Origin of the sequence: Gluconacetobacter diazotrophicus PA1 5, assembly GCF_000067045.1 — a bacterium.
Lineage (GTDB): Bacteria > Pseudomonadota > Alphaproteobacteria > Acetobacterales > Acetobacteraceae > Gluconacetobacter > Gluconacetobacter diazotrophicus.
Window position 1 is genome coordinate 3,193,820 of sequence record NC_010125.1, and the last position, 19,252, is coordinate 3,213,071.

Annotated in this window: 20 protein-coding genes; 12 read left to right on the top strand and 8 right to left on the bottom strand. The window is 67.9% G+C overall.

The window, feature by feature from the left end; all coding sequences use genetic code 11:
- Positions 1-4: 4 nt before the first annotated feature.
- The 3 genes from rnhA to ispH are packed head-to-tail and all read right to left on the bottom strand — an operon-like array spanning position 5 to position 2,483.
- Positions 5-514 carry a ribonuclease HI gene (gene rnhA, locus GDI_RS14710; protein WP_012227458.1) on the bottom strand — a complete coding sequence of 170 codons (510 nt, stop codon included), beginning with the start codon at positions 512-514 and terminating at the stop codon, positions 5-7.
- Positions 504-1,469: a homoserine kinase gene (locus tag GDI_RS14715; protein WP_012227459.1), complete on the bottom strand. Its 966-nt coding sequence runs from the start codon at positions 1,467-1,469 to the stop codon at positions 504-506. The genes rnhA and GDI_RS14715 overlap by 11 nt, the downstream gene beginning before the upstream one ends.
- A gap of 15 nt (positions 1,470-1,484) precedes the next feature.
- On the bottom strand, positions 1,485-2,483 hold the full coding sequence (gene ispH, locus GDI_RS14720) for a 4-hydroxy-3-methylbut-2-enyl diphosphate reductase (RefSeq protein ID WP_012554858.1): 999 nt from the start codon (positions 2,481-2,483) through the stop codon (positions 1,485-1,487).
- Between the two features lie 242 nt (positions 2,484-2,725).
- Between ispH and GDI_RS14725 the strand changes: the two genes are divergently transcribed.
- From GDI_RS14725 to GDI_RS14740, 4 genes are read left to right on the top strand one after another with little or no spacing between them, the layout of a single operon-like run.
- Positions 2,726-3,316, top strand: coding sequence for a hypothetical protein (locus tag GDI_RS14725; protein ID WP_231854134.1), 591 nt, complete (start codon positions 2,726-2,728; stop codon positions 3,314-3,316).
- A 16-nt stretch (positions 3,317-3,332) separates the two neighbouring features.
- On the top strand, positions 3,333-5,312 hold the full coding sequence (locus tag GDI_RS14730) for an OPT family oligopeptide transporter (protein WP_012227462.1): 1,980 nt from the start codon (positions 3,333-3,335) through the stop codon (positions 5,310-5,312).
- 19 nt (positions 5,313-5,331) lie between these two features.
- Complete coding sequence (locus tag GDI_RS14735; protein ID WP_012227463.1) at positions 5,332-6,327, top strand: LLM class flavin-dependent oxidoreductase; 996 nt, start codon at positions 5,332-5,334, stop codon at positions 6,325-6,327.
- A gap of 44 nt (positions 6,328-6,371) precedes the next feature.
- Positions 6,372-8,048: a M3 family oligoendopeptidase gene (locus tag GDI_RS14740; protein WP_012227464.1), complete on the top strand. Its 1,677-nt coding sequence runs from the start codon at positions 6,372-6,374 to the stop codon at positions 8,046-8,048.
- Between the two features lie 36 nt (positions 8,049-8,084).
- On the opposite strand, the gene GDI_RS14745 is transcribed toward GDI_RS14740, so the two are convergent.
- Positions 8,085-8,621, bottom strand: coding sequence for a thioredoxin family protein (locus GDI_RS14745; RefSeq protein WP_012227465.1), 537 nt, complete (start codon positions 8,619-8,621; stop codon positions 8,085-8,087).
- Between the two features lie 102 nt (positions 8,622-8,723).
- Between GDI_RS14745 and GDI_RS14750 the strand changes: the two genes are divergently transcribed.
- Complete coding sequence (locus GDI_RS14750; RefSeq protein ID WP_012227466.1) at positions 8,724-9,020, top strand: hypothetical protein; 297 nt, start codon at positions 8,724-8,726, stop codon at positions 9,018-9,020.
- Positions 9,021-9,027: 7 nt separating this feature from the next.
- Here GDI_RS14750 and GDI_RS14755 read toward each other — a convergent pair whose 3' ends face one another.
- The 3 genes from GDI_RS14755 to GDI_RS14765 are packed head-to-tail and all read right to left on the bottom strand — an operon-like array spanning position 9,028 to position 11,476.
- Complete coding sequence (locus GDI_RS14755; RefSeq protein WP_012224956.1) at positions 9,028-10,020, bottom strand: IS481-like element ISGdi9 family transposase; 993 nt, start codon at positions 10,018-10,020, stop codon at positions 9,028-9,030.
- A gap of 15 nt (positions 10,021-10,035) precedes the next feature.
- Positions 10,036-11,043, bottom strand: a complete 1,008-nt coding sequence (locus GDI_RS14760) for an SAM-dependent methyltransferase (protein ID WP_012227467.1) — start codon at positions 11,041-11,043, stop codon at positions 10,036-10,038.
- 10 nt (positions 11,044-11,053) lie between these two features.
- A complete protein-coding gene (locus GDI_RS14765; RefSeq protein WP_012227468.1) occupies positions 11,054-11,476 on the bottom strand; it encodes a DUF423 domain-containing protein in 423 nt (140 codons plus the stop codon).
- A 47-nt stretch (positions 11,477-11,523) separates the two neighbouring features.
- Between GDI_RS14765 and pip the strand changes: the two genes are divergently transcribed.
- The 3 genes from pip to GDI_RS14780 all read left to right on the top strand — a co-directional run bounded on the left by pip (position 11,524) and on the right by GDI_RS14780 (position 13,716).
- Positions 11,524-12,471, top strand: coding sequence for a prolyl aminopeptidase (gene pip / locus GDI_RS14770; protein ID WP_012554854.1), 948 nt, complete (start codon positions 11,524-11,526; stop codon positions 12,469-12,471).
- 73 nt (positions 12,472-12,544) lie between these two features.
- The gene (locus tag GDI_RS14775; RefSeq protein WP_012227470.1) at positions 12,545-13,102 is read left to right on the top strand and encodes a DUF4142 domain-containing protein; all 558 of its coding nucleotides are present in this window, start codon (positions 12,545-12,547) and stop codon (positions 13,100-13,102) included.
- A 29-nt stretch (positions 13,103-13,131) separates the two neighbouring features.
- Positions 13,132-13,716, top strand: coding sequence for a cob(I)yrinic acid a,c-diamide adenosyltransferase (locus tag GDI_RS14780; RefSeq protein WP_012227471.1), 585 nt, complete (start codon positions 13,132-13,134; stop codon positions 13,714-13,716).
- A gap of 12 nt (positions 13,717-13,728) precedes the next feature.
- Here GDI_RS14780 and GDI_RS14785 read toward each other — a convergent pair whose 3' ends face one another.
- Complete coding sequence (locus GDI_RS14785) at positions 13,729-14,337, bottom strand: gluconokinase (RefSeq protein ID WP_231854135.1); 609 nt, start codon at positions 14,335-14,337, stop codon at positions 13,729-13,731.
- Between the two features lie 887 nt (positions 14,338-15,224).
- Between GDI_RS14785 and GDI_RS14790 the strand changes: the two genes are divergently transcribed.
- The 4 genes from GDI_RS14790 to mtnK all read left to right on the top strand — a co-directional run bounded on the left by GDI_RS14790 (position 15,225) and on the right by mtnK (position 19,228).
- Positions 15,225-15,896 carry a coiled-coil domain-containing protein gene (locus GDI_RS14790; protein WP_012227475.1) on the top strand — a complete coding sequence of 224 codons (672 nt, stop codon included), beginning with the start codon at positions 15,225-15,227 and terminating at the stop codon, positions 15,894-15,896.
- The gene (locus tag GDI_RS14795; RefSeq protein WP_012554852.1) at positions 15,875-16,327 is read left to right on the top strand and encodes a hypothetical protein; all 453 of its coding nucleotides are present in this window, start codon (positions 15,875-15,877) and stop codon (positions 16,325-16,327) included. Before GDI_RS14790 ends, GDI_RS14795 begins: the two co-directional genes overlap by 22 nt.
- A gap of 82 nt (positions 16,328-16,409) precedes the next feature.
- A complete protein-coding gene (locus GDI_RS14800) occupies positions 16,410-17,903 on the top strand; it encodes an MFS transporter (protein WP_012554851.1) in 1,494 nt (497 codons plus the stop codon).
- 47 nt (positions 17,904-17,950) lie between these two features.
- Positions 17,951-19,228, top strand: coding sequence for an S-methyl-5-thioribose kinase (gene mtnK / locus GDI_RS14805; protein ID WP_041249516.1), 1,278 nt, complete (start codon positions 17,951-17,953; stop codon positions 19,226-19,228).
- Positions 19,229-19,252: the final 24 nt, after the last annotated feature.

A 19,252-nucleotide genomic window follows, 5' to 3' on the forward strand; every position in this document is an offset into this window, starting at 1 on the left:
GCCGTCAGCGGCGGCCACGGACCGGATAGGCGAGTCCCAGCGCGTCGCGGGCGGCGGTGGCCAGCCGATCCACGCGTTCGTTGTTTTCGTCGCCCGAATGGCCGCGCACCCAGCGCCAGGTCACGTCATGGCGGGCGGAGATGTCCAGCAGCCGGCGCCACAGATCCATGTTGGCCACCGGATCGCCCGAGGCGTTGCGCCAGTTCCGGCGCACCCAGCCGGTATGCCAGCGCGTGATGCCATTGCGGACATATTCGCTGTCGGTATGCAGCACCACGCGGCAGGGCCGCTTCAGGGCCTCCAGCGCCTCGGCCGCCGCCGTCAGTTCCATGCGGTTGTTGGTGGTTTCGGCCTCGCCGCCCGACAACTCGCGCTCGGTGCCGCGGCATTTCAGCAGCACCGCCCAGCCGCCGGGGCCGGGATTGGGCTTGCAGCCGCCATCGGTCCAGATCTCGACCAGGGCGAGGTCGGTTTCGGCATCCGCCTCGGGCGGGTGGTGGGGGTCAGAGGCCATAGGACGCCATGTTCCGTGCCGCGCGGTGGAACCGCAGGCGCTTCAGGTAATCCAGCGGGTCCTTGCGCGTGACCATGGCCCCCGCCGGGGTGTTCACCCAGTCATACAGCCGGGTCAGCAGGAAACGGGTCGCGGCGCCGGCTGCCAGGACCGGCAGGGCCCGCCGTTCGGCATCGGTCAGGGGCCGCACGGATTCGTACCCCGCGATCAGCGCCCGCCCCCGGGCGGCGTCGAACGTTCCGTCCGCATCGAAACACCAGGCATTGAGGCAGATCGCGATGTCGTAGGCCAGCAGGTCGGTGCAGGCGAAGTAGAAGTCGATGATTCCCGACACCGCGCCGTCCAGGAAGAACACGTTGTCCGGGAACAGGTCGGCATGGATCTGCCCGCGCGGCAGGTCGTCGCGGGCGGGCCAGGCGGGCAGGATCTCGGCCAGGGCCGCGTCCAGTTCCGCCATCAGGCCGGGCTGGACCGAATCGCCATCGGCCCGGCATGCCGCGACCAGGCCGGGCCAGGCATCCGGCCCCAGCGCGTTGGCGCGCTCGGCCCCGAATCCCTGCCCCGCCATGTGCAGCGCTGCCAGGGCGGCGCCCACCGGGGCGCAATGCGCCACCCGCACCTCGCGCGGCCACACGCCGGGCAGGAAGGTCGTAATCGCCGCCGGGCGGCCGGCCAGCGTGCGCAGCGCCTGCCCGTCCCGCGCCACGACGGGACGCGGGCAGGACAGGCCGTGGTCGGACAGGCAGCCCATCAGCCCCAGGAACCAGGGCAGGTCGGCCGGGTCCACCCGCCGTTCGTACAAGGTGAGGATGAAATCGCCGCCGGTGGTCCGCAGGACGAAATTGCTGTTCTCGACGCCCTCGGCAATGCCGCGATAGGCCGTCAGGTCGCCGATATCGTACAGGGACAGGAACGCGCGCAGCGCCCCGTCCGACACATCCGTGTAGACCGCCACGTGGAAGGGCCCGGCCTAGCCCAGCGGGGCCGGCAGGCGGAAGGTCACGTTCTCTTCCTTGACCGTCCGTTCCTCGATTTCCAGGGTGAAGCGCTTGGCCAGCGCCGTCACCATTTCCTGCACCAGCGCCTCGGGCGCCGAGGCGCCGGCGGTGATGCCCAGCGTGTTCACCCCGTCCAGCACCGACCAGTCCAGGTCGCTGAGGCGCGGCACCAGCAGGGCGCGCGGCGCGCCGGAGCGTTCCGCGACCTCGCGCAGGCGCTGGGAATTGGAGGAGTTCGGCGAGCCGATCACGATCACCAGGTCGCAGCCCGGCGCGATGGCCTTGACCGCTTCCTGCCGGTTGGTGGTGGCGTAGCAGATGTCCTCGCGCTTCGGCCCTTCGATCAGCGGAAAGCGGCTGCGCAGGATGTCCACGATCTCGGCCGTGTCGTCGACCGACAGCGTGGTCTGGGTGATGAAGGCCAGGCGCGCGGGGTCGGCCGGCTGGACGGTGCGCGCTTCCTCGGAATCGTTGATCAGGGTCACGGCGCCGGGCGGCAACTGGCCCATCGTACCCACGACCTCGGGGTGGCCGGCATGGCCGATCATCAGGATATGCCGGCTTTCCGGACCGCCGTCGGCGAAATGACGCTCGGCCTCGCGATGGACCTTGGATACCAGCGGGCAGGTCGCATCCAGGTACAGCAGGTTGCGCCGCTCGGCCTCGGCCGGGACGGTCTTGGGCACGCCATGGGCCGAGAAGACGACATGGCCGTCGGCCGGGACCTCGTCCAGTTCCTCGACGAAGATGGCGCCCTGGGCCTCCAGTTCCTCGACGACGGTACGGTTATGGACGATTTCGTGCCGGACATAGACCGGCGCGCCATAACGGCGGATCGCTTCCTCGACCACGCGGATCGCACGGTCGACGCCGGCGCAGAAGCCGCGCGGGCCGGCCAGCAGCACCTTCAGCGACCGCATCGGGACCTGGGAGGGAGCGGTGTCGGAAGTCTGAATCATCTGGTCGGGCATGGTGTTCCCCAAACGGCCGGCGAGCGGTATAGGATACAGGCCGGGGGCAGCGACCGGCCGGCCGCGCATCCCGGTGCTGTCCGGCCCTACGCAAAGCGGGGCCATGGCGCAAGCCATTTTCCTGCGACCCCGGTGCATTTGGACATAACCGTCCAGCCGGTGCCACACAAGCGGACCGTCGATCCGGCGGCCCCGCAACCACGACCGAGAACGAGACCCCGGAACCCCGCATGACCCCCCGCATGACCACAGTCATTCCGACCGGCCCGCGCCGTCCCCGCCGTCCGGCTCTCTTCCCGGGGCTGGCGATCCTGCCCCTGGCGATCCTGCTGTCGGCATGCGGCCTGGACAATCCGGACGCCTTCGCGCCCTCCTGCCCGGTGGTCGAGGTGCCCGGAGCGGCCGCCGACCTGGTGTCCTATGACGGCGATACGCGCGATATCGGCCACCTGATCGCCCGGGCCGGCGTGACGCGCGTCACCGGCAGCTGCCGCAATGCCGGCGGCCGTACCAATGCCGTGGTCACCGATATCAGCCTGGGCATGACCGTCACCCGCGGCCCGACGGCCGGCCGCACGGTCAAGATCCCGTATTTCATCGCCGTCGTGTACGACGGCACGATTCGGAACAAGAAGCAGTTCGTCGAGACGGTGGAGTTCCCGTCCAACGTGACGCAGATGCTGACCCACGCCCCGGTCGTGCCGATCACGCTGCCGCTGTCACGCCATGTCACGATCGACGGCTACCATATCGAGGTCGGATTCCAGCTGACGCACGACCAGCTGGAATATAATCGCACCCATCTGGTCGCCCCGTCGTTCCATCCGATGTGACCGGCCCGACTCCATCATGACAGATACGACAGTCCCCCTTTCCCGCCCCGCGGCACCGTCCGCCGAGCGGGAGATGACGATTCGCGGCCTCGTCCTCGGCGCCCTGATCACCATCGTCTTCACGGCCTCGAACATCTATCTGGGACTGAAGATCGGCCTGACCGTCGCCTCCTCGATCCCGGCGGCGGTGATCTCGATGTCCGTGCTGCGGACCATGGGCGGCGCGACGATCCTGGAGAACAACCTGGTCCAGACCCAGGCCTCGGCGGCGGGAACGCTGTCATGCGTCTTCATCTCGTTCCCCTGCCTGGTCATGATCGGCCACTGGCAGCATTTCCCGTACCTGGAGACGACGCTGCTGTCGCTGGCCGGGGGCATGACGGGGGTGCTGTTCACCGTTCCGCTGCGCCGCGCCATGGTGACGCACAGCAGCCTGCCCTATCCCGAAGGGGTCGCGGCGGCGGAAATCCTGAAGGCGGGATCGGAAGGCGGCAATCCCGACAGCCTGAAGGCGCTGATGACCGGCGGCCTGGTCTCGGCGGTCGTGACGTTCGCGACCGGCGGGCTGCGGCTGCTGTCGGACGGCGCGTCGGCGACGGCGGTATGGGGCGGCGCGGTCTTCCGGGCCTCGACCGGCTTTTCCCTGGCCCTGCTGGGCGCGGGCTACCTGGTCGGAATCGCCGGCGGGCTGGCCATGCTGGTCGGCGCGATCATCGCCTGGGGCATCGCGGTGCCGGTGCTGAGCACCATGCTGCCCAACACCGCGCACCTGGCGCCCGCCGCCTTCGCCACCCAGGTCTGGGCGCAGAAGGTCCGCTTCATGGGGGCGGGCACGATCGGCGTCGCGGCCATCTGGACGCTGGCCATGCTGGCGCAGCCGGTGGCGGCGGGCATCCGCGACATGCTGCGCGCCGGCCGGTCGGTCGGCGAGGACAGCCAGTCCCGCGACCTGTCGCCCCGGACCATGGTGCTGCTGACCGGCGTGTCGCTGGCCATCCTGTTCGGCCTGTTCGTCGCCTTCCAGGCGCCGATCATGGGGGCGCCGGGCGCGGCCGAGCATGCGATCATCGGCGCGGCGCTGGCGGCGGTGCTGTTCTGCGCGCTGTTCGGCTTCCTGATAGCCGCCGCCTGCGGCTACATGGCCGGGATCGTGGGGTCGTCATCCTCCCCCCTGTCGGGGATCGCCATCATCGCGGTCGTCATGATCGCCCTGTTCCTGCTGGGGCTGGAGCAGGTGGGCCTGCTGCCGGCCCAGATGTCGGCGAACGGGCATCACCTGGCCATCGCCTTCGCCCTGTTCATCCTGTCCGCGATCGTGGCGTCGTCGGCCATTTCCAACGACAACCTGCAGGACCTCAAGACCGGGCAACTGGTCGGGGCGTCGCCCTGGCGGCAGCAGGCCGCGCTGCTGGTGGGCTGCATCAGCGGCGCGGTCGTCATCCCGCCGGTGCTGGAACTGCTGTACCAGGCCTATGGCTTCGTGGGCGCGATGCCGCGCGCGGGCATGAATCCGGACCATGCCCTGGCGGCGCCGCAGCCCGCCCTGCTGGTCACGATCGCGACCGGCATTTTCCAGCACCAGCTGGACTGGAACATGATCGTGCTGGGCGCTGGCCTGGGGGGCGTGCTGATCGCGGCCGACCTGCTGCTGCGCCGCTGGGCGCGCGCGCTGCCGCCGCTGGCAGTGGGGATCGGCCTGTACCTGCCGCCTGCGGTCAGCGTGACCCTGGCGATCGGGGCCGTGCTGGGCTGGGCCTGCACCCGGCGGCGCCCCAGCCTGCGGGCGGAAACCGGAATCGGCACCATGCTGGCGTCGGGCTTCATCGTGGGCGAGAGCCTGACCGGCGTGCTGCTGGCCGCCGTGGCCGGGGCCACCGGCCGCGACGATACGCTGTCCGTGCTGCCCGCCGGAGCCGACGCGATGCCCATGGTTCTGGGATTCCTGGTCTTCGTCGCCATATGCACATGGTTCGGACGCAGCATCCGCCGCGTGTGACGATGGAGGGAACCAGCCCGTGATTCCGCTTTCGATACTCGACCTGTCGCTGATCGTCCGGGGCAGCGACGCGGCCGTGGCGTTCCGCAACAGCCTCGACCTGGCCCGCCACGCCGAATCCCTGGATTTTCATCGCTACTGGGTGGCGGAACATCATGCCATGCCGGCCATCGCGTCCGCCGCGACATCGGTATTGATCGGTCATCTGGCCGCGGGCACCAGCCGGATTCGCGTCGGCGCCGGCGGAATCATGCTGCCCAACCATGCCCCGCTGACCATCGCCGAGCAGTTCGGCACCCTGGAAAGCCTGTTTCCCGGACGCATCGACCTGGGGCTGGGCCGCGCCCCGGGGTCGGACCAGGAAACCATGCGCGCCCTGCGCCGCGACCCCGCCAGCGCAGACCGCTTCCCCCAGGACGTGGTGGAACTGCTGCATTATTTCGACCCGCCCGCACCGGGCCAGAGGGTGCGGGCCGTGCCGGGCGCGGGGCTGGACATTCCGGTCTGGCTGCTCGGCTCGTCCCTGTTCTCGGCCCATCTGGCGGCGCAGCTGGGCCTGCCGTTCGCCTTCGCCTCGCATTTCGCGCCCGACCAGATGGACGACGCCGTGATGCTGTACCGCCAGCGATTCACGCCCTCGGCGCGGCTGGCGCGGCCCTATGTCATGCTGGGGCTGAACGTGGTGGCGGCCGACACCGACGCCGAGGCACGGGTCCTGTTCACGTCGCACCAGCAGCAGTTCGTGGCGCTGCGGCGCGGCATGCCGGGGCAGTTCCCGCCCCCCGTCGCCTCGACCGAGGGGCTGTGGACGCCGATGGAGCAGGCCGGCATCGACCGCGCCCTGGCCTGCGCCGTCGTCGGCGGGCCGGCGACGCTGCGCGCGGGGCTGCGCGCCTTCATCGACCGGCACCAGCCCGACGAACTGATCATCGTCGGCGCGATCCACGACCATGCGGCACGGCTGCGATCCTTCAGCCTCGCCGCCGAGGCATGGCGGGACCTTGCCCACGCCTAACACGACGATGGACGGGGCCGTGTCGTCGATGCGATGATCGGAGCATGTCGATTTTGTTCAAAGACCTCGCCTTCCCCACCCCTACGGCCGACGGCCTGGCCGCCGCGTTCGGCCGCGTGACGGCGTTGCTGGATGCCGGCCAGCGCGACCAGGCCCTGGCGCTGTTCGATACCGAACGCCGGGCCTATGACAGTTGGGCGTCGCTGGTCGCGCTGCGCTTCGCCCAGGACACCACCGACCCGCAGGCCCGTGCCGACCGCGACCTGGCCGACAGCCTGACCCCGCGCGTGACCGAGCACGAGATCGCGATCAAGCGCCGGCTGCTGGACGACCCCGATCGCCCCGGGCTGGTCGCCGCCGTGGGCACCCATACCGTCCGGCTATGGGAGACCGACATCACCACCTTCGACCCGCGCATCCGCGACGCGCTGGAGGAAGAGGCGCGGCTGGGCGCCGAATACACGGCGCTGCTGGCGTCGGCGCGCCTGACCGTGGACGGGCAGACCGTCAATCTGTCCGGACTGGCGCCGTTCGCCGAAAGCCTGGACCGTGACGTGCGCCACGCGGCGGAACAGGCGCGGTGGGATTTCTTCGCCACCCACGGCACGGAACTGGATGCGCTGTACGACCGGCTGGTCCAGGTCCGTCACGGCATGGCGCGGACCCTGGGCTACGACACCTATACCCCCCTGGGCTACCGCCGGATGCGGCGCGTCGATTACGGACCGGCCGAGGTCGCGCGCTTTCGGGACGACGTGCTGACCCATGTGGTGCCGCTGGTGCGCGCGATCATGGAAAACCGCCGGCTGACCATGAACTGGGACCGGCTGCGGTCCTGGGACGAGGCGCTGATCGACCCACTGGGCAACCCCCGGCCGGCGGGCGACCACGACGTGCTGGTCGAACGGGCGCAGACCATGTTCGACCGGATGGGCGGCGACCTGGGCGCCTTCTATCGCAAGATGACCGAGGGCGGGTTCCTGGACGTGCGCAATCGCCCGACCAAGGCCGGAGGCGGGTTCTGCACCGCGTTTCCCAGCATGGGCATGCCGTTCATCTTCGCCAATTTCAACGGCACGCAGCACGACATCAACGTCTTCACCCACGAGATGGGCCACGCCTACCAGAACTGGAAGAGCCGCGACCTGCCCGGGATCGACCTGCTGTGGCCGACCATGGAAGCCGCCGAGATCAATTCGATGGCGCTGGAATTCCTGACCTGGCCGCAGATCGACCTGATGGTCGAGGACGGGCTGGCGGACCGGTTCCGCCGCGTGCACCTGATCGGCTCGCTCAGCTTCCTGCCCTATGGCGTCTGCGTCGATCATTTCCAGCATGAGGTCTATGCCCGGCCCGACATGACGGCCGAGCAGCGCCATGCGACCTGGCGGCGGCTGGAACAGCTTTACATGCCCTGGCGGGACTATGGCGACCTGGCGCGCCCGGCCATGGGCGGGCGGTGGCAGGCCCAGGGCCACATCTACCGCTCGCCCTTCTATTACATCGACTACACGCTGGCCCTGTGCTGCGCGATGCAGTTCTGGCTGCGCAGCCGGACCGACCAGGACGGCGCGATGGCGGTCTATACCGACCTGTGCACGCTGGGCGGGTCCCAGCCCTTCACCGGCCTGGTCGCCGCCGCCGGCCTGGCCAGTCCGTTCGAACCCGGAACCCTGGCCGACATCGTGCAGGAGGCCGAACGCGTCCTGCAAATGCGGTGAGGTAAGAGGCTGTTTTTAAAGGTAGCTGCGGCGGCCTCAGTGGTCGCGCGCGTCCCAGCCGGCCAGCAGGTCGACGACCGCCTGGGCGGACATGCGGCGCGCGTCGCCCAGCGCCAGCGCGCCGTCGGGGTTGAGCAGCCTGCCCTGCGGGGTGACGATCAGCACCGTAGGCACCGCGTGGATCGTCACGCCGTAATGCTGGGCGATGTCGAGGTTGGTGTTGATCCGCCCGACATTGACCGTCACCGTGACGAAACGCTGCGCCACCCAGGGTGCGACCGACGGCAGGGCCAGCACCCCGGCCAGCATGCGGCAATCGGGGCACCAGTTGCCGCCGAAATCGATCAGCACGTTCCGGCCGCTGGCCTGCGCGGTCCGGAAGGCGGCATCGACCTGCGCCTGCGCGCCTTCCGGCGCGCCATAGGGGGCGGCGACCGGGCGCGGCGTTTCCTGCCCGACCTTCGGCACCGGGGGCATGTCGGCCAGGGCGGGCGTCACGAGGGCCGGCGTGGCGATCAGCCCCAGCAGGGCGGCCAGCGGAAGAATACGCGGAAGAACGCGATGAAAGGGCATGATATCAATCCGTCAGATTTTGATGAACGAAGCATGATGACATATTAACATGAACCACAGTCAGCGTCCGTTATACAAGCCCGCCATGGAAGGATTCCCCGGATGACAGAGGCCCCGCCGCCCAGCATCGCCCGCACCCTGATCAAGACCGTCGCCCTGGTGGGACTGACGGCGGCCCTGATGACCAGCCTGCGTTTCAGCACCACGATCGCGAACGGGGTCGATCACATTGCCGGGACGCGGCTGTGGAGCAGCCTGTACAGCATCGCGGGCGCGTCGGACGCCACGCAGCGCGAACGGTTGATCGTCATCGGGGTGGCCGTCGCCTGCTTCCTGCTGGCGCTGCCGATCGTGCAGGCCGGCGAGTGGGCGGTGGACCGGTTTCGCGCCCGCCGTTAGAGGCTGCCTAGGTGTTTTGTCCCGGGATTTGGTGGTGCGGATTATGTATGAACCGTGATGGTTCTTTTTCCCACTGCTGACAAATGAATTCATATGGAGTGAGGCCGCGCAGGGTCTTGAGCCTGCGGGCGAAATTGTAGGCGGTAACGAAGTCGGCGAGGTGTTGACGCAACTGGTCATGTGTTTCGTAGTAGAAGCGCTTGACGGTGGCGTCCTTGATCGTGCGGTTCATCCTCTCGACCTGGCCATTCGTCCAGGGATGTCGCGGCTTTGTCAGTCGATGCTCGATATCGAGATCAGCACAGGCCAGTTCAAAAGAGTGGCACCGGAACAGGACACCATCCGCCCGCATGGCCTTGATGTCTTCGGGTGTCCATCCATTGCCGGCCGGATCGGTAAAATGCGTGCCGTTATCGGTCAGCACGGTATGGATGCGGTAGGGAACCGCAGCGGCCAGAGCACGCAGGAAGTCACCGGCAACGCGACGTGTCGCTTTCTCGTGCAATTGGACAAAAGCGAATTTCGAGGTCCGGTCGATCGCCACCAGAAGATAAAGGCGCCCCATTTCAGTGCGGACTTCAGCAATGTCGATGTGAAAATAGCCGATCGGATAACTCTTGAACTTCGACCGTTTTGGTTTGTCGCCTTCGGTCTCGGGCAGGCGGCTGATCCCATGGCGCTGAAAACAACGGTGCAGGGAAGATCGCGTCAGATGCGGGATCGTCGCCTGAAGCGCATAAAGGCAATCATCAAGAGGCAGCAGGGTATGGCGACGGAAGGCCACAACGATCGCTTCTTCTTCGGTCGACAGGATGGTTGAGGATGCGACCTTCGGACCGGTGCGTCGATCCGACGTATCGGTCCGCCCCTTCCATTTGGCGACCGTCTTCGGGTTGATCCCGTAGCGTTTCGCCAGAACCCTCAGGCTCTCTTGACTATGTTGTATCGCTCGACGGACTGCCGCTGTCGTCGTGGCGCTTCCGTGGTGAACCTGGCCCATAGCGCATCCTTCCACTCATGTGAAAATAATGCACCACCAAATCCCGGGACCAAACACATAGGCCTCGACCGCCTCGCGATTCCAGAAGAAGGTCAGTTCATGCTTGTTGTGCCACAGGTGCAGCACGCGGCCGCCCGGGATGGCGGCGAAGGCCTCGGCGGTCTCGTGATCGGTTTCGCCCTGGAACTTGATGGTCATCACGATCCGGCGCGCGGCGCCCTCCGCGATCCATCGCCGGGCCAGCGCCAGCAGGCGCGGCGGATAGGCGATGATGTCCGAAAACAGCCAATCCACCGGGCCGATATCGGCGGGGTCGATCCCAAACGCGCTCTCCCGGCGCAGCGTCACTCCTGGCATCGCGGCCACGGCCGGGTCCAGGTCGGCGCGGTCCACGGCCACCACGTCCGCCCCGCATTGCGCGATCGCCCACGTCCATCCGCCCGGCGATGCCCCCAGGTCGACGCAGCGCTCGCCCGGTACTGGCCAGACGCCCAGGCGGGCACAGGCCTCCCATAATTTCAGGTAGGCCCGCGACGGCGGCCCGACCCGGTCCTCGACGAACTGGACGATGCCGTTCACGAAGGGCGAGGATTTGCGCGTGGACAGCAGCATGCTGTCCGCCGCCAGCAGCGTCCATGCCCCCAGATGCCCGCCCGGCGCGGCGGCCGGGAAGGTCAGCGGTCGGGCGGCGACCGGAGGCAGCCGGTCGGTGATCAGCGTCGCCCGGCGGTGATGCCGCACGGCATGGCACGCCCAGTTGCGCTGCCGCGCGCGCAGCAACGCCGCCGCGGCACCGATCGAGGCCACGGGATGGCGTTCGGGCTCGAGCCAGGTGTCCAGCGACCAGGCCGCCGCGACCGGCGGTTCGGCGGACAGCGCCAGCCGCCCGTGCCAGGCCATGATGCCCACGCCCTTGCGCCGCAGTTCCTCGGACAGGGCGTCCTCGAACCCCTCGGCGGCCAGATAGGCCGCGCCCACGGCATGCGGCAGCTCCACCGGCACGCCGGCCACGTCTTCAGTCATTCGTCCGCCCTCAACGCCGCATTCCATCCACGGCCAGCAGCAGCCACGCCAGGATCAGCAGGCTGCCCCCTGTCGGCGCCACCGGGCCGGGATGCAGGCCGGTGACGCCCGTCCAGGCGACGGCGCCGCAGAACAGGACCGTTCCCAGCACGAATCCCGCCCCCGCCAGCAGCAGCAGGATACGCCGGCCGCGCACGGCCAGCAGGATGCCAACCGCCAGCAGGACCGGCGCGTGCCATATGCCCATCTCCACGGCCTGGTGCGCGAGGGAGCGGCCGGCGGGGGCGAACATCGCATCGGGCAGGTGCGCCGCCAGCGCGCCGCCGATGACCGAGAGCATGCCGATCAGGCCCCCGGCGGCCAGGAACGGCCGCCCGTCCGCCGGGGACGGGGCAGCGGGAGGAACGGAAGACGAAACAGGCAAGACGGTCATGATGGCATCAGTCTAGCCGCGCCGCCCGCTTGACGTATAGTCGCCCCATGCCACGCCACGACCTGTTCCCGGACATCGCGCCCTACGACAGCGGCTACCTGCCTGTCGGCGACGGGCACGAACTCTATTGGGAACAGGCGGGCAACCCCGCAGGGCGGACGGTGCTGTTCCTGCATGGCGGTCCGGGCGCGGGCGCGGGCGCGGTCCATCGCCGCTTCTTCGACCCGGAACATTGGCGCGTCGTCCTGTTCGACCAGCGGGGGGCCGGGCGGTCGCGGCCGCATGCGTCGATCGCGGCCAACACGACACCGCACCTGGTGCGCGATATCGAAACGCTGCGCCAGGCGCTGGGCATCGGGGACTGGCTGCTGTTCGGCGGGTCGTGGGGATCGACGCTGGCGCTGGCCTACGCCCAGGCGCACCCCGAACGGGTGCGCGCGATGATCCTGCGCGGGATCTTCCTGGGCCGGCCGCGCGAACTGGACTGGTTCTTCCACGGCCTGGCCCATGTCTTCCCCGACGCGCACGCGGCCTTCCTGTCGCACCTGCCCGAAGCGGAACGGGATGATCCGCTGGGCGCCTATGGCCGGCTGCTGTTCGATCCCGACCCCGCGATCCACCTGCCGGCGGCGCGGGCCTGGTCGGCCTACGAGGGAACGTGCTCGACGCTGATTCCCGCCCCCGCCGCCGTCGCCGGCTTCGCGCAGGACCGCGCCGTCATCGGCCTGGCGCGGATCGAGGCCCATTATTTCCGGCACGGCCTGTTCCTGCCGCCCGAGGGCCTGCTGGGCGCGATGGAGCGGATCGCGCATATTCCCTGCACCATCGTCCAGGGCCGGTATGACATGATCTGCCCCAGCGAGTCCGCCTGGGACCTGTCCCGGCACTGGCCGCGCGCCACCCTGGTCATGGTGCCGGATGCCGGGCACTCGGCCCTGGAACCGGGCATCCGCCGCCGGCTGGTCGCGTGCGTCGAGGAGATGCGCGACGCATGACAGCCCGTACCAAACCCGCCGCGACCGGATGCGTTCGGTATCCGTTTACCTCTTTCAGGAACGGATCGCATCCATGAAGACATATGTACGCTGGGCATTCGCCGCCGCGCTGCTGCCGCTGGCCGCCTGTGCGGAGCATCCGAAGCCCCCGCCGGCGCCCCCGTCACCGCCGGCCTTCACGGACGCCGACATGACGTTCATCGAAAAGGCGGCGCAGACGAATGCGTTCGAGATCGCGACCGCGAACCTCGCCACCGCCCAGTCGCATAATCCGAAGATCAAATCCTTCGCCGCGCAGATGGTGTCCGACCATACATCCAACCAGGACAAGCTGAGCGGCATCGCGTCCCAGCATGGGCAGACCCTGTCCACGGACCTGAACACGGACGAAGAGCATGTGCTCGATACCCTGAAGGCCGAGAAAGGCCGCGCCTTCGACCATGATTACGCACAATTGCAGGTCGCCGGGCACCGCGACGCGCTGGCCCTGTTCCAGGCCGAGGCACAGGGCGGGTCGGACCCCGCGCTGAAAGCGTATGCCGCCGAGACGGTGCCCACGGTCCAGTCGCATCTGGACATGGCGCAGACCCTGGAGCAACACGATCATCATCGCCGCCGCCATCACCACTGAACCGGCGGCCTGAAGATAGAGACGACTGCATGAGCATCAGGATCGATCGAATCGTCACTCGCGGCGGCGACGGGGGGCAGACATCGCTGGGGGACGGCACGCGGGTGGACAAGTCCAGCGCGCGGATCGAGGCCCTGGGCGCGGTCGATGAAGCCAATGCGACGATCGGCGTGCTGCGCCTGCATCTTTCCCCCACATCGCCGGACGAGGCGTGCCTGGCGCGGATGCAGTCGCTGCTGTTCGATATCGGCGGCATGCTGTGCGTGCCGGAAAACGGCACGCCGGACACCGAGGCACTGATCGACGGCTTCCAGGGGGGTGACGAAGCCGTCGCGTTCATCGAGGAGGCGACCGAACGGCTGCGCGTGCGGCAGGAGCCGCTGCGCAGTTTCGTGCTGCCCGCCGGCAGCGCCGGCGCCGCCCACGCCCACCTGGCCCGCACGGTGGTGCGCCGGGCGGAACGGCGGGTCGTCGCCCTGCGGCAGGAGGATACGGTCAGCCCGTCGCTCCTGCGCTGCCTGAGCCGGCTGTCGGACTATCTGTTCGTGCTCGCCCGCCATCTGAACGATGACGGGCGCGGCGACGTGCTGTGGCAGCCGAACAAGGGCCCGTGACCTGCTTGTGGTCTACTTCAGCGGCTGACCGGGCACTGCCAGGTCGGACAGCGTTTCATAGGCGGCCTCGACCAGGCGGGAGCGGCTGGCCGTGACGTCCAGTTCCAGCAGGACCTCGGAATCGTCCGGTTCCTCCAGCGCGTCGAACTGGCTGGTCAGCATCGTGGACGGCATGAAATGGCCCGTCCGCTGCCCCAGGCGCGGCGCGATATCTTCCGGGCGTCCCTTCAGGTAGACGAAACAGACCTGCGGATTGCCGCCGGTGATGACATCGCGATAGCGACGCTTCAGCGACGAACAGGTGACGATTCCGCATCCGCCGGACGACAGCCAGTTCCGTGCGACCTCGGCGATCTTTTCCAGCCAGGGGGCGCGATCCTCGTCCGTCAGGGGAATGCCGGCGCTCATCTTGGCGATGTTCGCCTCGGGATGCAGTTCGTCGCCTTCGACGATCGGCCATCCCATGCGCCGGGCCAGCAACTGCGCCAGGGTGGACTTGCCGGACCCCGACACCCCCATCACCACCAGGACACGCGGCGCCCCGGCCTGCTTCAGGCGCGCCGAGGCGCGGGCCAGGGGAACAGGCGGCGCCGCAAGCGGACCGGCCGCGGACATGGTCATGGGAGCATGCTGTGACATATGAACGTTATTCCCTTTTTGGTATTCTTGCTTTGCGGCTGCCCCACCCGAACCCTTCACGCCAGGGGCCAGTCAACCCGGGAAGCCACCATTGTCCGCGGCTACGTTGCCAGCCGACACCGAACCAACCCGCATAGTGGTGTCTCTACCCATCGGTCAGGGCAAGCGTTTAGATTCGGAAGTCACATAAAAGTGAACACGGTCGAAACCATCGCCACCGTGGGGCAGTATAAAACGCTGACCAGCGCGTTAATCGACAAAAAACATCGTTACCATTAAAATCAAAACATGACATCGTCCTGACTTTTAAGGTAAATAGAGAGACAGAACGACGAAGATCACCCCTGATCGATTCCCATATTTTTTCCATTTCATCTAAAATCCGCAGATGTTCGATCCGTTTATCGTATTGAATATAGAATCCCAACAGCGATGCAGATTTGACGGGCCGGTTGACGGACCCGACGGCAATGAAAAGCCAGCACATCATGTCGTGCCATGAAATAAATTAATGCCAGATGACAGTTTGCACATCTACCTTCGCTGGAAGAAATGGCATCCCAAGAACTCCAGACACGAGACCCTTGAATTTTCTTGGCGAAACGTGTTAAGTAACCCTCATTAGAGCAAATTGCTTTCGCGCCGCAGATCGTCGCAGATCCTGCAAGTGTCGGAACGCTCGTCAAAACCACCATCTCCAGGCCGGCGGTCGCGAAGCAACCAGGTTACCAGACCGGCTTCGGCATCAAAATTTCTACTTTATGTCCCCATGAAAAGCCTGATCGAAACAAACGACACAAAACAAAATAATTCACAAAAAATCGACTTTGGATCGTCCATCTTTTCTTTTCATTTCGAGAGTCCCTGCTGTGTCCGCATATAATGAATCGTTTCCGTTTTCCGGCGAAACGGAACACGCCGATATTGAAAATCGTGATGAAGTCAGCGAGGACGCGCTGCGTCAGGCCCTTGCCCGCCTGGGGTCGAAACCCGCCGGGTCATCGGCGCCGAGCCCGTCCGCACCGCGCAATGCCCGTGCCTTCGACCCCGCGCAGCGGCGGCGCAAGTTCGTCCAGGACGGCGACGTCCGGGTCGAACATCATGCCCTCGCCCGCCCGGCCTCTGCCCGCACGCTGCATGCCCCGCAGGATGACGGGGGCGAGGTCGAGCGCCTGCGCCACCAGATGCGGCACGAGCAGAAGCTGCGCGAAGACGCCGAGCGCGCCTGTCACGACGCCCAGTCCAGCCTGCGTTCGATGGAAACCCGGATCGGGCATGCCGATATCGAACTGGCCGAGGCCCAGGCCGGGCTCGCAAGCCGCGACGAGGAGATCCTGGCGCTGAGATCCAGCCTGGCAGCCGCCCGGGCCGATATCGCCCGCCTGGAACAGGACCTGGCCCGCAGCATGCGCGAGGCCTCGGCGCCCCGGCCGCCCGCGCCCGTCCGCGCCACGGCGCCGCGTCGTCCGCGCCGGACCGCCGCCCCGCCGGTGGTGGAAGACGAGCCCGAGCCCGTCAAATGGTGGATCAAGAAAAAATAGGACGCGTCGCGATCGTCACCGTCGTCGCCAGCATGGGCGGCGCGGTCGCCATCCTGATGATGGCGCCGCTGATCAGTGGATTGTTCCTGCTGCTGCGCGACGTGTTCGGGGCGCTGATCCTGCCCTTTTCCTTCCTGTTCGGAATGGCGGGGCGCACGGAACACGCCGCGCCCCTCGGCCAGGTCGTGGGCGGCATGGGGTCGGACCTGCTGAATCACCCCGTCCGCGCGCTGGCGGCCGCCCTGCTGTGCGCCCTCAGCACCGGGCTGTTCCTGCTGGCCCGGGGGGGCGGGGCACGGATGATGCTGGGCGGTGCGGCCCTGGCCGCGATCCTGGCCGGATGGCTGGGCGGCCCTGCGATCTATCTGGTCCTGCTGCCCGGCCTGTCGGTCGAATGCCTGTGCCTGCTGCGCCCGATCACGCGAACATGATGGCAGGGTCGGACATCGACCCGGTAATGGTCTGGATGACGAAATAAGCAAAAAGCAACCGTCACCTCGACAGGATTCCCCCATGGCAGGAATGACGTCCCGCCGGCCGGTACCAGACCGGGCGGCTCCCCATCCCTCCTCCCGCTTTTCCCCCCATGCCGCGCCCATCGTCACCGATATCCCCGCGCGTCTGGACCGGCTGCCCTGGTCGCGCTTCCACATGCTGGTGGTCGTGGCGCTGGGCATCACCTGGGTTCTGGACGGGCTGGAGGTCACGGTCGTCGGCTCGGTGGCCCCGGTCCTGCAGCGGGGGGACACGCTGGGCCTCTCGCCCGCAGGTATCGGCGGCGCGGCCTCGGCCTATGTCGCGGGCGCCGTCATCGGCGCGCTGCTGTTCGGCTGGGCGAGCGACCGGCTGGGCCGGCGGCAGATCTTCACCGTCACGCTGGGCCTGTACATCCTGGGCGTGGGCATGACCGCGCTGTCGTGGAACCTGACCAGCTTCGCGCTGTTCCGCTTCGTGACCGGCATGGGCATCGGCGGCGAGTATTCCGCCATCAATTCCGCCATCGACGAACTGATGCCCGCCCGGCTGCGCGGCCGGGTGGACCTGATCGTCAACGGCACGTTCTGGGCCGGGGCCGCGCTGGGCGCCGGGGCGTCGATGCTGCTGCTGCGCGGCAGCATCATGCCGGTCACCATAGGGTGGCGGGCCGTCTTCGCCATCGGCGCCCTGCTGGGCCTGACGGTCATCGCCCTGCGCCGCTGGATTCCGGAAAGCCCGCGCTGGCTGATGACCCACCGCCGGATCGACGAAGCGACCCGCATCGTCACCATGATCGAAACCCGGCATTGCGGCGTGCAGCGGGGTTCGGAAGTGCTGGACACCATCCAGATCTATCCCGCCGGCACGTTCGGCCTGCCGCAGGCTTTGCAGGTCATCATCGGGCCCTATCGCGGGCGGGCCGCCTACGTGCTGGTGCTGATGGTGGCGCAGGCCTTCCTGTACAATGCCGTCTTCTTCACCTACGGGCTGGTCCTGACCCAGTACGACCATGTGCCCGACAGCACGGTGGGGATGTATATCCTGCCGCTGGCGATCGGCAACCTGCTGGGCCCGCTGGTCCTGGGGCGCTGGTTCGACACGGTGGGGCGACGGCGCATGATCGGCCTGACCTACCTTATCTCCGGGCTGATGATGGCCGGCGTGGCGGTGCTGTTCGCCAAGGGCATGCTGGATGCGTGGCTGCAGACGGCGGCGTGGGTCGCGATCTTCTTCTTCGCCTCGGCCGCCGCCAGCGCGGCCTACCTGACGGCCAGCGAGATCTTCCCGCTGGAAATCCGTTCGCTGACCATCGCGCTGTTCTATGCCCTGGGCACGCTGTTCGGCGGCGTGGCGTCGCCGTTCCTGTTCGGATGGCTGATCGGCCAGGGCAGCCTGCTGGCGCTCGCGGCGGGATATGCCGCGGCGGCGATCCTGATGATCATCGCGGCCGGCGTCGCCATGCGCTGGGGGGTCGATGCGGAATGCCAGTCGCTGGAACGGATCGCCCCGCCCCTGTCCAGCATGCTGTAACCCCGCGCCACGTGACGCGGGGGCGGTCCGGCGGTAAGGATTCGGTCATGACCGACACGCCCGAATCCCCGGCCGGATATCGCACGCTGGATGAAGCCGGCATCCGCGCGTTCCTGGCGAGCCGGCCCGCCCTGGCCGCGCGGCTGGGCGGCACACCGGGGACATGGCGGATTCGCGAGGTCAGCGACGGCAACCTCAATAACGTCTTCCTGGTCGATGGCGCCCAGGTCGATGGCACCGGGGGCGGTGTCTGCTTCAAGCAGTCCCTGCCCCATGTCCGGGTCGATCCGAACTGGAAGATGCCGCTGGACCGCACGGGGTTCGAGGCCGCGTACCTGCACGCGGTCCGGCCCCATGTCGGGGACCTGACCCCCGACATCCTGCATTTCGACCCGGATCTGTATGTGCTGGTGGTGGAAAGCCTGGACCGGCATGTCGTACTGCGCCACGGGCTGATGCGGGGCGGCGACTGGCCGGATGCCGCGCGCGCCGTCGGCACCTTCGTGGCACGCGCCACGTTCCCCACCACGACGCTGGCCCTGCCGTTCGAGGACGTGTCCCGCCTGCTGGAGCCGTTTTCGCGCAACCATACGTTGACGCGCATCACCGTCGACCTGGTCCTGACCGACCCGTATCGCGTTCATCCGCGCAATCACTGGCTCAGTCCCGCACTGGACGGCATCGCGGCGCGCATTCGCACCGATCCCGGCGTGCGCCGCAGCATCGGCCGGATGCAGGCGCGCTTCCTGACCTGCCGCCAGGCGCTGCTGCATGGCGACCTTCATACCGGGTCGGTCATGGTGTCGGGCACCGACACGCGCATCATCGACGGGGAATTCGCAACACCCGGGCCGATCGGATTCGATTGCGGGCTGTTCGTGGGCAATCTGCTGCTGCACCTGTTCGCCATGGGCAACGCGGCCGGCCGCGACCGCGCGCTGCGCGATATCGGGCGGTTCTGGACGGCTTTCCGGGACGAATTCGTGGACCTGTGGCGCGTCGCCACCCTGCGGGGCGGCACCGGGGACGCCTATGCCGCCAGCCTGTTTCGCGACGACGCGACCGGCCTGCTTCAGGCGCAGGACGATATGATGCGCGAGGTCGAGGCCGACACGATCGCCTTCGCCGCGATGGAGGTCATTCGGCGCATCGTCGGATATGCGCACGTGCCCGATTTCGACACGATCCCGGACATCGCCACGCGCGCCGGCCGCCAGGGCGCAGCCCTGTCGCTGGCGTGCGACCTGCTGGCCGATCCGAAGTCCGCCCCGTCCATCGCGGCACTGATCGACCTGGCACATGCCCGCGCGTGCGATCGCGCGTAACGTTCACGCTCTGGTTGAGTTCCG

Bases quoted from the DNA above. Each gene is read 5' to 3' on its own strand.
- rnhA (WP_012227458.1), bottom strand. From the start codon at position 514: ATGGCCTCTGACCCCCACCACCCGCCCGAGGCGGATGCCGAAACCGAC.
- ispH (WP_012554858.1), bottom strand. From the start codon at position 2,483: ATGCCCGACCAGATGATTCAGACTTCCGACACCGCTCCCTCCCAGGTC.
- GDI_RS14725 (WP_231854134.1), top strand. From the start codon at position 2,726: ATGACCACAGTCATTCCGACCGGCCCGCGCCGTCCCCGCCGTCCGGCT.
- GDI_RS14730 (WP_012227462.1), top strand. From the start codon at position 3,333: ATGACAGATACGACAGTCCCCCTTTCCCGCCCCGCGGCACCGTCCGCC.
- GDI_RS14740 (WP_012227464.1), top strand. From the start codon at position 6,372: ATGTCGATTTTGTTCAAAGACCTCGCCTTCCCCACCCCTACGGCCGAC.
- GDI_RS14745 (WP_012227465.1), bottom strand. From the start codon at position 8,621: ATGCCCTTTCATCGCGTTCTTCCGCGTATTCTTCCGCTGGCCGCCCTG.
- GDI_RS14750 (WP_012227466.1), top strand. From the start codon at position 8,724: ATGACAGAGGCCCCGCCGCCCAGCATCGCCCGCACCCTGATCAAGACC.
- GDI_RS14755 (WP_012224956.1), bottom strand. From the start codon at position 10,020: ATGGGCCAGGTTCACCACGGAAGCGCCACGACGACAGCGGCAGTCCGT.
- GDI_RS14760 (WP_012227467.1), bottom strand. From the start codon at position 11,043: ATGACTGAAGACGTGGCCGGCGTGCCGGTGGAGCTGCCGCATGCCGTG.
- GDI_RS14765 (WP_012227468.1), bottom strand. From the start codon at position 11,476: ATGACCGTCTTGCCTGTTTCGTCTTCCGTTCCTCCCGCTGCCCCGTCC.
- pip (WP_012554854.1), top strand. From the start codon at position 11,524: ATGCCACGCCACGACCTGTTCCCGGACATCGCGCCCTACGACAGCGGC.
- GDI_RS14775 (WP_012227470.1), top strand. From the start codon at position 12,545: ATGAAGACATATGTACGCTGGGCATTCGCCGCCGCGCTGCTGCCGCTG.
- GDI_RS14780 (WP_012227471.1), top strand. From the start codon at position 13,132: ATGAGCATCAGGATCGATCGAATCGTCACTCGCGGCGGCGACGGGGGG.
- GDI_RS14785 (WP_231854135.1), bottom strand. From the start codon at position 14,337: ATGACCATGTCCGCGGCCGGTCCGCTTGCGGCGCCGCCTGTTCCCCTG.
- GDI_RS14795 (WP_012554852.1), top strand. From the start codon at position 15,875: ATGGTGGATCAAGAAAAAATAGGACGCGTCGCGATCGTCACCGTCGTC.
- GDI_RS14800 (WP_012554851.1), top strand. From the start codon at position 16,410: ATGGCAGGAATGACGTCCCGCCGGCCGGTACCAGACCGGGCGGCTCCC.
- mtnK (WP_041249516.1), top strand. From the start codon at position 17,951: ATGACCGACACGCCCGAATCCCCGGCCGGATATCGCACGCTGGATGAA.